The sequence below is a fragment of the Sphingobium sp. S6 genome, from assembly GCF_905120495.1.
Classification (GTDB): domain Bacteria; phylum Pseudomonadota; class Alphaproteobacteria; order Sphingomonadales; family Sphingomonadaceae; genus Sphingobium; species Sphingobium agri.
The window spans coordinates 154,228-167,134 of the sequence record NZ_CAJHOG010000003.1 but is presented as its reverse complement, the minus strand read 5'-3'; the positions used below and the strand labels follow the sequence as shown (position 1 = coordinate 167,134).

15 protein-coding genes and 1 pseudogene are annotated in these 12,907 nt (G+C 63.9%); 5 read left to right on the top strand and 11 right to left on the bottom strand.

The genetic code is table 11. From position 1 onward, the window contains the following. Nucleotides 1-36 precede the first annotated feature (36 nt). A complete protein-coding gene (gene dgcA, locus SPHS8_RS11525) occupies nt 37-1,014 on the top strand; it encodes an N-acetyl-D-Glu racemase DgcA (RefSeq protein ID WP_201515647.1) in 978 nt (325 codons plus the stop codon). On the opposite strand, the gene SPHS8_RS11520 is transcribed toward dgcA, so the two are convergent. The 5 genes and pseudogenes from SPHS8_RS11520 to SPHS8_RS11505 all read right to left on the bottom strand — a co-directional run bounded on the left by SPHS8_RS11520 (nt 1,008) and on the right by SPHS8_RS11505 (nt 4,959). Then, nucleotides 1,008-1,412 (bottom strand): hypothetical protein, encoded by a 405-nt coding sequence (locus tag SPHS8_RS11520; RefSeq protein WP_201515646.1) that lies wholly within the window; start codon nt 1,410-1,412, stop codon nt 1,008-1,010. The genes dgcA and SPHS8_RS11520 overlap by 7 nt on opposite strands. A gap of 83 nt (nt 1,413-1,495) precedes the next feature. Further along, complete coding sequence (locus tag SPHS8_RS11515; RefSeq protein ID WP_201515645.1) at nt 1,496-2,668, bottom strand: mechanosensitive ion channel family protein; 1,173 nt, start codon at nt 2,666-2,668, stop codon at nt 1,496-1,498. 26 nt (nt 2,669-2,694) lie between these two features. Beyond that, a pseudogene (locus SPHS8_RS20445) lies at nt 2,695-2,808 on the bottom strand (DNA topoisomerase IB); the annotation flags it as partial. A gap of 73 nt (nt 2,809-2,881) precedes the next feature. Further along, nucleotides 2,882-3,592: a hypothetical protein gene (locus SPHS8_RS11510; RefSeq protein WP_201515644.1), complete on the bottom strand. Its 711-nt coding sequence runs from the start codon at nt 3,590-3,592 to the stop codon at nt 2,882-2,884. Further along, a complete protein-coding gene (locus SPHS8_RS11505; RefSeq protein WP_201515643.1) occupies nt 3,592-4,959 on the bottom strand; it encodes a putative O-glycosylation ligase, exosortase A system-associated in 1,368 nt (455 codons plus the stop codon). Before SPHS8_RS11505 ends, SPHS8_RS11510 begins: the two co-directional genes overlap by 1 nt. A 200-nt stretch (nt 4,960-5,159) precedes the next feature. Between SPHS8_RS11505 and SPHS8_RS11500 the strand changes: the two genes are divergently transcribed. Then, complete coding sequence (locus SPHS8_RS11500) at nt 5,160-6,389, top strand: TIGR04063 family PEP-CTERM/XrtA system glycosyltransferase (RefSeq protein WP_201515642.1); 1,230 nt, start codon at nt 5,160-5,162, stop codon at nt 6,387-6,389. Nucleotides 6,390-6,424: 35 nt separating this feature from the next. Continuing rightward, nucleotides 6,425-7,240 (top strand): hypothetical protein, encoded by an 816-nt coding sequence (locus SPHS8_RS11495; protein ID WP_201515915.1) that lies wholly within the window; start codon nt 6,425-6,427, stop codon nt 7,238-7,240. A gap of 10 nt (nt 7,241-7,250) precedes the next feature. Here the strand turns inward: SPHS8_RS11495 and SPHS8_RS11490 are convergent, their stop codons facing one another. Beyond that, nucleotides 7,251-7,619 carry a hypothetical protein gene (locus SPHS8_RS11490; RefSeq protein ID WP_201515641.1) on the bottom strand — a complete coding sequence of 123 codons (369 nt, stop codon included), beginning with the start codon at nt 7,617-7,619 and terminating at the stop codon, nt 7,251-7,253. Beyond that, nucleotides 7,616-7,801, bottom strand: a complete 186-nt coding sequence (locus SPHS8_RS20440; RefSeq protein WP_236575106.1) for a hypothetical protein — start codon at nt 7,799-7,801, stop codon at nt 7,616-7,618. Before SPHS8_RS20440 ends, SPHS8_RS11490 begins: the two co-directional genes overlap by 4 nt. Before the next feature lie 115 nt (nt 7,802-7,916). Here SPHS8_RS20440 and SPHS8_RS11485 point away from each other — a divergent pair, with 115 nt between their 5' ends. Continuing rightward, a complete protein-coding gene (locus tag SPHS8_RS11485) occupies nt 7,917-8,591 on the top strand; it encodes a S24 family peptidase (RefSeq protein WP_097092363.1) in 675 nt (224 codons plus the stop codon). Between the two features lie 155 nt (nt 8,592-8,746). Beyond that, nucleotides 8,747-9,664, top strand: a complete 918-nt coding sequence (locus SPHS8_RS11480; protein WP_201515640.1) for an XdhC family protein — start codon at nt 8,747-8,749, stop codon at nt 9,662-9,664. Nucleotides 9,665-9,673: 9 nt separating this feature from the next. Here SPHS8_RS11480 and SPHS8_RS11475 read toward each other — a convergent pair whose 3' ends face one another. The 4 genes from SPHS8_RS11475 to SPHS8_RS11460 all read right to left on the bottom strand — a co-directional run bounded on the left by SPHS8_RS11475 (nt 9,674) and on the right by SPHS8_RS11460 (nt 12,842). Continuing rightward, a complete protein-coding gene (locus SPHS8_RS11475) occupies nt 9,674-9,859 on the bottom strand; it encodes a YbdD/YjiX family protein (protein WP_201515639.1) in 186 nt (61 codons plus the stop codon). Beyond that, nucleotides 9,856-11,904: a carbon starvation CstA family protein gene (locus tag SPHS8_RS11470; RefSeq protein ID WP_201515638.1), complete on the bottom strand. Its 2,049-nt coding sequence runs from the start codon at nt 11,902-11,904 to the stop codon at nt 9,856-9,858. Before SPHS8_RS11470 ends, SPHS8_RS11475 begins: the two co-directional genes overlap by 4 nt. A gap of 64 nt (nt 11,905-11,968) precedes the next feature. Next, a complete protein-coding gene (locus SPHS8_RS11465; protein WP_201515637.1) occupies nt 11,969-12,430 on the bottom strand; it encodes a DoxX family protein in 462 nt (153 codons plus the stop codon). Next, nucleotides 12,408-12,842, bottom strand: a complete 435-nt coding sequence (locus SPHS8_RS11460) for a pyridoxamine 5'-phosphate oxidase family protein (protein ID WP_201515636.1) — start codon at nt 12,840-12,842, stop codon at nt 12,408-12,410. The genes SPHS8_RS11465 and SPHS8_RS11460 overlap by 23 nt, the downstream gene beginning before the upstream one ends. Between the last annotated feature and the right edge of the window lie 65 nt (nt 12,843-12,907).

The window sequence follows — 12,907 nt, the reverse complement described above, 5'->3', positions numbered from 1 at the left end:
TGTGTCCGCCCTTGTTCCGCCGCTCAGGAAACGCCGATGAACCGCATAATTTCCGCTACCGTCGAACGCTGGCCAGTCGCTGGCGCCTTCATCATCAGTCGGGGCGCGAAGACGTCGGTCGATGTCGTGGTCTGTACTGTCGGCGATGGAGCGCATGTGGGCAGGGGCGAGGGCACGCCCATCTATTATGAAGGGGAGACAGCCGAGGCCTGCGCCGCTGCCATCAACGCCTACCAGGGGCCTCTCGACCGGGAGGCCTTGCTGAGGGCGATGCCCCGAGGTGCTGCCCGCAACGCGCTGGATTGCGCCCTTTGGGATCTGGAATCGAAGCAAGCGGGCGTGCCAGTGTGGCAGTTGGCGGGCGTGCAGCCGCCGACGCCGCTGCCGACAGCCTTCACCATCAGCTTGAACGACCCGGCCCAAATGGAACATGATGCACGTGCTGCCGCGGGCAGAGGCTTTGCCCTGCTGAAGTGCAAGCTGACTGGAGAGGGCGACCGGCAACGGATCGCGGCGGTTCGTGCCGGTGCGCCGGGTGCGCGCCTGATCGTCGACGCGAATGAAAGCTGGCACGACATCGATATCGCGGCTGAAGCGGAAGCGCTTGCGGCGCTTGGCGTCGAAATGGTGGAGCAGCCGGTTTTTCACGGGCGGGAGGACAGGCTGGCGGGCGTCAAGTCCCCATTGCCCCTTTGCGCCGATGAAAGCTGCCATACGCGCGCCGACCTGGATCGCCTGGGGGACTTCGATGCGGTCAATATCAAGCTGGACAAGGCGGGGGGCCTGACGGAAGCGCTGGCCCTCGCCCGCGCCGCAAGGGAGCGGGGTTTCCGCATCATGGTGGGCTGCATGCTCGGCACGTCGCTCGGCATCGCTCCCGCCGCGCTGGTGGCGCAGGGCGCGGACTGGATAGACCTGGACGGAGCGCTGCTGCTGGCCAAGGACCGGGAGGGCGGCCTGTCCTTGCAGAACGGACTGCTGCAACCCGGAAGCCTTTGGGGCATGGGTCAGTAGCCGAGCGTCAGGCCCGCGGTATAATATTTGGGACCGACATTGCCTTTTACGCGCAGCTTGGGAAGGATCGGCATTGCGATGGTAGCATAGGGCCTGGCCTTGTCGCTGCTGAAGCGGACGCCAGCGCCCACCGTTGCAAAGGCGGGCAGGGCGTATGTCGCTTCGACCCGGCCATAAAGCTTCGCCGCGCCGTCGCGCAGATAGACGCCCGCGCCGGGTGTCAGGCTGAACCCGGCCACGTCCAGTGCATAGCCTGCGCCGATTTCAGTGCCCCAATGTCCGTTTGCCCGGCCGTAATTGGCTTCGGCTCCAAGCCCTTCGGCATGGACGGCGGGAGCGGTGGCGAGGGATGCCGCCAAAGCGGCGGCGGCGAGTGTAGCGCGTGAAATCATCTTCATGTCCCCGATCGGATTTGCCGCTGCCTGACCCGCTGGCAGGGACGAGGCAAGCGAGGGGAAGATGAAGCGAATCGAAAACCGGTTCAGGTGAGCCGCGCCGTCCCTTCATGGTCGATATGCAGAGGATCGGGATAGGGCATGATCGTGCGCCCGTCCGGAGCGGCGGTGAAGCTTGTCTGGGTGGGATAGGCAAATTCGATGCCTTCCGCCTTGAACCGCTTCCAGATCGCCAGGCCGATGCGATGGCGCGACTGGAAATAATCATGCTGGTCAGGGTAGGGCACGTCGAAATTCAGCTCATAATCGAGCGAACTGGCACCGAAACGCACCAGGCCCGCGTTGACGAAGTTCATCCCTTCGGCAGTCACGATCTCTTCAAGCAGGGCCGGGATGGCATCGGCCTTTTCATCGGGCGTCTGGTAGATGATGCCGAGGGAAAAGGTCACCCGGCGCTGCTCCAGCGTTTGAAGGCTGGTGATCTCCTTCTGCAGGAGGTTGGCGTTGGAAATGACCTTCTTCTCGCCCGTCATCGCGCGAAGGCGGGTGCTTTTGAGGCCGATGCGTTCGACGCGCGCGGTCGTCTGGTCATAGGTGATTACTTCGCCCCGGCGGAAGGGCTTGTCGAAGATGATCGACAGCGCGGCGAACAGGTCGGAAAATATGCCCTGCGCCGCAAGGCCGATCGCGATGCCGCCGATACCGAGGCCAGCCACCAGCCCGGTGACGTTGACCCCTAGATTGTCGAGCACGACCACGGCGGCGATGGCGAACAGGCCAAAAGTTACCAGGACGCGGATGAGCCCCATCGCGTTGGCAAGGGTTTCGCCATGGGCGTCTTCACCGACCGTCTTGCGTTCGACAAGGCCCAGGATGATCTCGCGCGCCCAGATCGCCGCCTGGAAAACCGCAGCGATGGTGAAGAGGAAACCTACCGTCTTCATCACCATCAGTGGAGGATTGGCATAGCTCACCACCAAGCGGGCAGCGACGAGGGCCATGAAGAAATGGGTGGTCCGGGCGATCGCGCGGCCAACCACGTTGGAGACGGCCAGGGTGCTGCCCGGCTTGCCACGGAAGCGCTTGCCGAATCCGCGCAGTGCGGCGAGGCCGAGATAGATGGCTATGCCGATCCCGACGGCAATCACTATCTGCAACGAGTGAACCGCGAACCAGTTCGCCGTGGCATGCCACATTTCCGAAAGGTTGGGAGGGCGAACGGTGATTTCGGTGAATGCAGGCTCTTTCTTCGCGGCCATGGGGATCCCTGAAAATTGAAGAGCGGTCAGGCCGCCAAGGGAAGGGAGGGGCTGGCCCCGCGTTCTTCCAGAAAGGCGATCAAACCGCGTTCGTAACGGGTCAGATAGCGTGTACTGCGCGGCAAGCGAAGCCCCGCCCGTGGACGAGGCTTTGCAGCATGGGCTCCTTCTCAAGAGCCTCTAACCCGCCCTCCCGCATTTACGTTCCCGGCCCTAACCCATGTGGGTCAGGAAGGGCCACCGAAACGTGCCGCTGCTGCGCAGCCGCCAATGGTCCGGATGACGGCGAATGACGGACAGATGGGCGAGCGTCAGGGTCGTGGCCAACAGGGCTGCAGGCATGGCGATCATCGTGGCGCCGGGAATGAAGAGGGCTGCGCCGAAGCATCCGACAGCTGCCGCTGCCGTGAGCAGCGTAGCCCGCGCTTCGCCATCCGGTCCGCGCATCCAGAATACGCAGCCGCTCACGCCCAGCGCGAACGCCATGGCGAGCCGGGCGGGCTGGCCCTGTCCGGCAAGTCCGCAGCCGATGATCAGCAGAATTATGAGCAGCGCGATTCCCGCGCGCGGTAGTCGGCCAAGCAGATAGGCACCGGCAGGATAGAGCAGCAGCTCTGCCATCAGCACCGCCGCCAGGATCGATCCGGCCAGGGTCGCCTGCTCGGGACCCGCGATAACCGCCACGACCGCCGTCGCCGCCCATGGGACGAGGCGTCCGGGCGCCATGCGTATGTGGCTGATCCACCCCCGCAGTCCAGCGCGCGTATCCCATCGCCGGTCGGCCAGGCGCAGCTGGAACGCCGCGATGATGAACAATGCCTCAACGCCCCAGGGCAGGAATGCCTCGCCTATCATGGGCGACGCCAAGACAAGGCCCAGCAGCAAGCCGTGCGCCATGCCCAGAATGCGGAGTTCTCCGCTCATCATACTCTCCCTGTGACCGGCTTCAGCGGCCGCAACGCCATGGCCGGGCTCCCCACCATCTCCCGCTGCTTGCGCGCGAGATAGGTGTCGAGGCCGATTTGCAGCGATAGCATCATGAAGATGAAGGGTTGGTAAGCGATGCCGACGAACAGCGATCCGATCATGTAGATGACATGCCCCTGCTGAAGCGCCAGCGCGAAGGGCGCTATCCATGCCTCGCCCGGACCGTCGCGGCCGCGATAGCGCCGCCGGATCGCTTCGGTCCGGATGAAGCAGATCAGATGTATGAGCAGCCAGAGCGCGAAGCCGAAATAGCCTTGCTCGCCGAGCATTTCGAAATAAGCGCTGTGATAGGCGCGGCCCTTGTCGGTGACGAGCCGCCGCTCGACTCGCGATCCCCCGCTGTCGATTACCCGTTCCTGCGTGAAATAGGTGAAGCTGTTCTGCAGGTAATTGTCGAAGCCGCCGCCGCCGGGATGCTCCTTCACATAGTCCAGCGTCCACTTCCACACAGCTAGGCGCGTGGACGCGCTCTCATCGCCCTGATGATTTTCGATGGTGGACATGCGCTGGGTGAAGCTGGCGGGCAGGAAGGGGATGGCGGCCAGCGCTGCCACGGCCATGAGCGGGCCGTAGATAAACCGCCGCTTCGACCGCATCAGCATCATGCCAGCGAGGATGACGATGCAGACGAGGCCCGTTCGGGCTTCCGTCCCGATCGGCATCAGCAGACAGGCAAAGCATAGCGCATAGGCAAAGCCGCGCACCCGCCAGTCGGGGGGAAAGATAGTGCCATGCTTCGCCAGCCACAGGATCAGCGGAATGAGCGAGACGGCAACGCAGCTGATGATGCTGCCTTCATAAAGGCCGCTATTATTGTCGACCATCAGGTTGAGCACGCCATAGCCGCCGCCCGACAGCGCCGTCTTCATGCCGCCATTGATGATGATCGTGCTTGCGCACAGCACCATGAAGAGCGCCAGTGCCTCAAGCCGCAGTCGGGTGCGGAGCGTGAGCGGCAGGAAGATGGCGAAGATCATCGCCTTCCACACCCATTCCCATTTCGTGTGCGCGTTGAGCGGGAAGTCGGCCGTCGCGGTCGTGTAGCCGCACCAGGCTAGCAGGATAAGCAACAGGAGCTGGCGCATGGAGAAGCGGCAGTCCGTTTTCTTGTCCACCAGCAGCCAAGCGCCGACCGCCAACGCAAAGGCGATGGCGGAAATCGGGATTCGGTTCAGCAGGAAATAGGACAGCCGCTGCGGCGAGACGATGTCGATATAGGCGTAGACTGCGACCAGCAGGAATGGACGCCGCAACCCCAGCAGGAAGAAGGCGCCAAGAAAAGCGAGGAAGAAGAGATCACGCATCGGGCGATTGCTCCGCCCGCGATTCGTCATCCAGGTCCGGGCGCGACAGCAGCCGCCAGGCCGCCAGCATGATCACGCCATGGCTGACCAGCAGGGAAAGGGCGTCAATCATCGCGCGAAGGGTTCTTCCATGGCCACGGCCTTTCCCTAGCGCGGCAGAGTTGACGGGCCGTTAAACCTTTTCCGGCACAAGAAGCGTCATGACTCGGATACTCCATGTGCTCGATCACAGCCTGCCGATGCATAGCGGCTACACGTTCCGGACGCGTGCGATCCTGCGGGCGCAAATGGCGCAGGGCTGTGACGTGCGGGGCATCACCGGATTGCGCCACGGCGCCAAGGGACCAGCGGAGGAGGTCGTCGATGGCCTCCATTTCCATCGCACGCCGGGCCACCCGGCGACGGGCAACCCCCTGCTGCGCGAATGGCGAGATATCGCCGCGCATGCGGACGCGATCGATTCGCTGATCGCCCATTGGCGACCGGACATCATCCACGCCCATTCCCCGGTCCTGAACGCCATGGCCGCCCAGCGCGCGGCCAAGCGGCACGACATTCCCATGATCTACGAGATTCGGGCCTTCTGGGAGGATGCAGCGGTCGGCAACGGCACCGGCACCGAGGGAAGCCCGCGCTATTGGCTGACTCGGCAACTCGAAACCCACGCGGTGCGCGCAGCCGATGCCGTAGCCGTCATCTGCGAGGGGCTGCGCGGCGATCTGGTGGCAAGGGGGATTGATCCCGCAAAGATCATCGTCTCGCCCAATGGCGTGGACATGGAGCAATTCGGGACGCCGGTGCCTCGGGACCCGGCGCTGACGACCCGGCTGGGGCTGGATGGCGCGGACGTCGTCGGCTTCATCGGCAGCTTCTATGATTATGAAGGGCTGGACGACCTGATCGCCGCCATGCCCCGGCTTGTCCGCGCCCGCCCCAGGGTGAAGCTGCTGCTCGTCGGTGGCGGACCCTGTGAACGGGCGCTGAGGGATCAGGCGACAGCTTCGCCCTTTGCCGACCATATCGTCTTCGTCGGACGCGTGCCGCATGACGAAGTCGAGGATTATTATGCGCACGTCGATGTGCTCGCTTATCCGCGCAAGGCGATGCGGCTCACCGATCTTGTGACTCCCCTCAAGCCGCTGGAGGCGATGGCGCAGGGGCGGCTGGTGGCGGCTTCCAATGTTGGCGGCCATCGCGAACTGATCGAGCATGGGGTGACCGGCACGCTGTTCACGCCTGGTGATCCGGCCGCGATCGCGTCTGCATTGGCGGAAATGTTCGCCGATCGGGGCTTCTGGGATGATCGCCGTGCAACGGCGCGCGCCTTTGTCGAGCGGGAACGTAACTGGTCGTCAAATATTCTGCGCTATCAGCCGGTTTATGAGCGGTTGCTGGCGCAGCGGCCCGCCCATGTCCGTGCCGCCGCATGAGTGGGAGCTTGATTGTAGGACGATCTCATCGGGTGATGACCCCGGCCATATTGGCGGGGATCGCGGTGGGCATGATCCTGCTGACAATGCCGACCGGGCTGGTCGAGACGGTCGTGGCGTCGAGCGGCCTCAGCGAGGCCTTGCCCGCTGCCGCGCCGCCATTGGGGTTGAAGGCACGCTTGCTGCTCGCCGGGTTCGGCGCGCTGATGGCGACAGGCGTTGCATGTTTGGGCGCTGCGCCAGTGCCGATGAAAAAGGATCGACGCCGTCACAGCGTCACGGGAGTGAGTGATATGGGTTTTGCATTGCCGAAGCTGAACTGGCTGTCTCGCGGCCGGGCGACCGGAGCGTCCAGAATATCGCGCCCGCTGGCGCGCCGTGCTGACGCGCATCCCGATGCGCCTGCACGCACGCCGATCTTCGCCAGCCGGGACTTTGGCGGGCTGGAGATCTTCCCCCGGATCGCGCCCGCGCGCGGGGAGCAACCGGAACTGCCTGAGGTCGAAGAGCAGGCGATCATCCAGCCGGGCCCATCCTATTTTGAAGAAGCTGGCCAGGATGAGCCCACCTATGCCGAGTTCGAGGATATTGCTCCTCCTGCTCCGGTAGAAACGACTCGGACGGAGGCTCCCGTATCGGCGATGCCGTCCCTTGCCGAGTTGACGGCCCGATTCGAAAGGGGGCTAGCCGAACGCGTGCGGGGAAGCAGGACGGCTCTCGAGGCCGGTGTCATCGCGGACATGCCCGTCGAACAACGCGTCCCGGTGCGGGATCATGTCGAGGATGACGTTGATCAGGCGCTACGGGCCGCGCTCGGCACATTAAGGGCCATGGCAGACCGCACGCGCTGATCCCCGCTGCTCACCGGTCTTCGATGGTGAGCGCGGAAAGCTCGATCCATTCCTGATCGGCAGCCGAACGGCCGCCGTCAATCTTGATGTCGGCAACGAAATGCCGGGTCAGGGTCCACTCGGCATCCTCCAGCCCCAAGGCGAAGCGTGCCCGCCTTTCCTTCGCGTCCGGACCCGTTATCCGCAGGGCGATGACGTGCCGACGTCCCTGAAACAAGGCGCTGGCCCATGGGCGGCTGGTCGCCCGCTCAATACTGGCGGGCTCGCCTGCGCGTTCGATGAGTTGCGCCAGCAGCCGTGGCAGCGGGTCAGTGCTGCGGCGCATTCCTTCGTTTGCGACCGGACCTCGCCTCTCGCGGAGATGATCCATACTTGTCATTGGCCCGCGCTCCTGCGATACGTGTTCATGAAATGTTCTATACGTCTCTTGATCCGTTCCCCCGGCTCCCGCCCTTGGCGCAGGTCGAATACCAAACGAGGATCGCGGACGCTCTCCCGGCCAAAGCGGGTCGCTGGAATGCCGTTGTCCCGCAGGAACCTCTCTACGGCGCGAATCAACATGCGTTTCAATCTCCCTCTTCAACACGATTCGCCCTTCGCGAATCTCTAGGATGTTTCCTATCTGTTCCTGCATTTCCTACTTGTCTAGGAAAAATCCTATCGATAGGATTCCGTTATGGCCGTTGATTTGGAAGATCCGCGCATAGTGCTGGAACGGCTGATCGCGGAACGGGGGGAGAATTATTCTGACCTCTCCCGGCGGCTGAAGCGTAACCCCTCCTATATCCAGCAATTCATCAAGCGCGGGACACCGCGCAAGCTGGATGAGGAAGACCGGCGGATTCTCGCCCGCTATTTTGGCGTTTCCGAGGACGTGCTGGGCGGACCGGCGCGGCAGGAGTTCATGGTGGAACGGAAATCGCGGCCGTTGCCTGCCGTGGTGCCGGTGCCGCGCCTCTCCCTGGGCGCTTCGGCTGGCCCCGGGTCGCTTGACGAGGACGAGCGCGCGGCCGGCGTGATGGCTTTCGACGCGAAATGGTTGCGCCATCTGGGCGTGCGGCCACAGCGCGTTTCGATCATCAGGGTGGACGGCGAATCGATGGCGCCCACGCTCAATGATGGCGATGAGATCATGGTCGATCATGATGATGACGCGATGCGGCTGCGCGACGGCGTCTATGTGCTGCGGCTGGATGGCGTGCTGATGGTGAAGCGGATCGCCATGGGGCCGCGCCGGGGATTGTTCAGCGTGCTCAGCGACAATGTCCATTATCCCGATTGGGTGGATATCGATCCGGCGCTGGTGGCCATCGTTGGCAGGGTCGTCTGGACCGGACGGCGGCTGGTTTAAAGCGCGCCGCGTTTAATCGGACGCAGGTCGCGCGCTCTGGTTTTTGTTATTGCATCGTTTGAAGCGCGAACCCGGTCCCCACTTTTGCGCACGATGCTCTAGCTTGGCGCGACGGCGGAGGCTTCCTATGTGCGGACGGCGCAAGGAGGCTCCGATTGAACGACAATGACGCGGTGATCCGGAAGGCGATCGAATGGCGGGGGCAGCCGATGGCGCTGGCCACGGTCGTATCGACATGGGGATCTGCGCCCCGGCCGCGCGGCAGCCATATGATCGTCCATCGCGATGGCCGCTTCGAAGGCAGCATCTCAGGCGGCTGTGTCGAGGCGGATGTGCTGCAACGCGCGGAGGACGTCATCGCCGGGCGTGCTGCGCATGTCGAACGCTATGGCGTTGCCGATGGCGATGCTTGGGCGGTGGGGCTTCCATGCGGGGGCGAGATCAGCGTGCTGGTGCAGCCGGTGGCCGAAGGGAGTTTCGCGCCGCTGCTCTTCGACCGGATTGCGCAGGCGCGGGATGAGGGGCGGGCGCTCACCCTTTCCACCCACCTTGGCACATGCATCACCCGTGAGGGCGTGGTCGAGGGCCAGTTCCAGAACCGGTACGATCCGCCGCGCCAGTTGCTGATCGTAGGCGCGGTGCAGATTGCCCAATCCTTATGCGCGCTCGCGCAAGCCATGGGGGTGAGGCCTGTGGTGATCGATCCCCGAGGCCGCTTCCTGACGCAGGAGCGTTTCCCGGGCGTCGAGTTGGACGATCGCTGGCCCGATGAAGCCATTGCAGCGCGAAGGCCGGGTGAAGCGACAGCGGTCGTGACGCTCAGCCATGATATCAAGATCGACGACCCTGCGCTGGCCGAGGCCTTACGCGTGCCGACTGGCTATGTCGCGGCGCTGGGATCGCGCAAGAGCCATGCCGCGCGGCTTGAGCGGCTCTCCGCCATAGGGTTTTCCGAAGAGCAGCTGCGCCGAATCGACGGCCCGGCGGGCATCGACATCGGCGCGGTGGGTGCGGCTGAAATCGCCCTGTCGATCGCGGCGGGCATGATCGCAGGCTTCAACGCGCGCGGCTGACCCCAACGGTCAGCAGCATTTTCCGCCATTCTTGCCGCCATAGCGGGCTTCCTGCCGTTCCCGGAAAAACTGGGTGCGGGTCATGACCGGGTCGCCGGGATGGTGCGCCTGCATGTGGCCGACATAGCCGTCATAGTCGGGCATGCCGACCATCATCAGCGCTGTCTGGCGAAGCTTGGCGAACAGCCGGGTCATTCCGCTGGCACCAGTGATGCGGGGATTTCGCGCGCGGTGGGCGCATCAACGCGCCGCGCGGCGATGCAGGTGCGGAAGGTGAAGAACAGCAGGGACAGCACCACCAGAAGGAAGATGCCTACCAATGCCGCATCCACCCGATCGTTGAAGATGATCTGCTGCATTTCCGCCATGGACTTGGCTGGGCTCAGCAATTTGCCTTCATTCGCCGCCGTGGAGAATTTGGCTGCATGCGCAAGGAAGCCGACCTTCGCGTCCGCCGAAAACAGCTTCAGCAGCCCGGCCGACAAGGTGCAGACCAGCAGCCACGCCGCCGGGATCATCGTCACCCAGGCGTAGCGGTCGCGCTTCATGCGGAACAGCACCGCCGTTGCCAGCATCAGCGCGATCGCCGCCAGCATCTGGTTGGAAATGCCGAACACCGGCCACAAGGTGTTCACGCCGCCCAAGGGATCGGTGACGCCCTGATAAAGGAAGAAGCCCCATGCCGCCACGGTGAGGCCCGTTGCCACAAGGCCGGGGCCAATGCCAGACGTATCCTTGAAACGAGGCACGACAAGCCCGATCAGGTCCTGCAACATGAAGCGTCCCGCTCTCGTCCCTGCGTCCACCGCCGTCAGGATGAACAGCGCCTCGAACAATATCGCGAAATGATACCAGAAGGCCTTCATCGCGGGCCCGCCGATCACATGGGAAAAGATTTCCGCCATCGCGACGGCCAGCGTCGGCGCGCCGCCTGCGCGCGATATGATGCTATGTTCGCCGACATCCTTGGCTGTCTGGGTGATGAGCTCGGGCGTGATGGGGAAGCCCATCGCCGTGACCGCCGCCGACGCGCTTCCGGCGTCGGTGCCGATCACCGCCGCCGGGCTGTTCATCGTGAAATAGATGCCGGGGTCTAGGATCGACGCTCCCACCAGCGCCATGATCGCGACGAACGCTTCCATCAGCATCGCGCCGTAGCCGATCAGCGGCGCGTCGCTCTCGCTCGCGATCAGCTTGGGCGTGGTGCCGCTGGCGATGAGGGCATGGAAGCCCGACACTGCGCCGCAGGCGATGGCGATGAAGAGGAAGGGGAAGAGCCCGCCCGACCAGACCGGGCCGTTGCCGTCCACGAACTGCGTGACGGCATGCATCTTGAGCGGCGGCGCCATGATGACGATGCCGATGGCAAGCGCGGCGATCGCCCCGATCTTGAGAAAGGTGGACAGATAGTCACGCGGCGCCAGCAGCAGCCAGACCGGCAGTACCGACGCCACCGCGCCATAGCCGATCAGTATCCAGCACAGCTGCACCGGCGTGAAGGTGAAGATCGGTCCCCACAAGGGTGATTCCGCAATCGCCTGCCCATAGATGATCGCAGCCAGAAGCCCGACGAGCCCGATAAGCGACACCTCGCCAATGCGCCCCGGCCTGATCCAGCGCGTGTAGGCACCCATCAGCAGGGCAAGCGGGACCGTCGCCGCCACGGTGAACATGCCCCAGGGGCTCTCCGCCAGCGCCTTCACCACGATCAACGCCAGCACGGCTAGGATGATCACCATGATCATGAAGGCGCCGAACAGCGCGATGGTCCCGGCGGCCTGGCCCATTTCCATGCGGATGAGCTCGCCCAGGGATCGCCCGTCGCGGCGCATGGAAATGAACAGGACCATGAAGTCCTGCACGGCGCCCGCCAACACCACGCCCACGATGATCCAGAGCGTGCCGGGCAGATAGCCCATCTGCGCGGCTAGAACCGGCCCGACGAGGGGACCGGCACCGGCGATCGCCGCAAAATGATGCCCGAACAGCACCACCCGGTCCGTCGCGACATAGTCCAGCCCGTCCGCCCGCCTGATTGCGGGCGTCGGCCGTGCGGGGTCGAGCCGCATCACGGCTCGGGCGATGTACAGCGCATAATAGCGGTAGGCGACGAGGAAACTGCTGACCGCAGCCACGACGATCCAGAGCGCATTGACCGCCTCCCCGCGCGATACGGCAACCACCGACAGCGCCACCGCCCCGACTATCGCCATCAGGATCCAGGGGATGTGCCGGGTCATCGCTCTCTCTCTGTCATTGTCGCAGTGTTGGCCGCCACAGTAGGGCCGCGCCCTCCAAAGACAATCACCGATGTGGGCGGCTCGCTGCTTTGCGATTGAACGGCCATTCGATCGCGGTGCTGGCCCAGAGCGCCCACCATATGATCACCGGCTGCAACAGCAGGCGCGGGCCATGATACCACCAGCCAAGGTGCACGCCGCCCAATGGAATGTCGTTCAGCGCGTGATTGATATTGGCGGGCCAAACGCACAGGGCGTAAAGCGCGAGGCCAATTCCGGCCGCTCTGCGGACTGACGGGACATGCAGCCCTATGGCGCCCGCAATCTCAGCGATCCCCGTGAGGGTAATGATGTCAGCCGGATATGGCACCCAATGCGGGGTAATGGCGATGAAGCCGCCCGGTCTGGCTATATGGGCGACGCCGGCGATCAGGTAGAATGCAGAAAGCAGCCAGCGCGAGGCCGTTCTTACATTATTGCCATCGCCTCGCGCATCGCCACCGTCAGAGCGTGATCTCCCCCTCATCTTCGCCATCCCAATAATGCGCCCTTTCCGCGCGTACCTTGATCATCACCAGGCCCGGCGTGTCGACGCCTTCGTCGAACCAGCGGTCAAGATCGCTGTTCCAATGCGCCGCAAACTGCGCCTTGTCACGGATCAGGTCAGCGCGCCCTTCGACCGCCACGAACAAGGGGCGCTGCTTCAGCAATCCGGCCGACCCCTGGAATGACAATCCCACCTTTGGATCGCGCTCGATATCACGAACCATGACGGTATCGTCCGTCGTGAAATAATAGCTGTCGCCGTCATAATCGACGTCACCATTGTTGCTCATCGGGCGAGCGGCGATCTGGCCGCCCTCAGCGCGGGTAGAAAGCATGGCGAAGTCGATGTCCTTCATCTTCTTTGCCAGCTGCGGCAGCGTCAGTTGAACCATCCAGTACACTCCTTTGACGAGATCATGCCAACGTCCCGCCGCAAAATAAGCTCCGGACTCGTCAC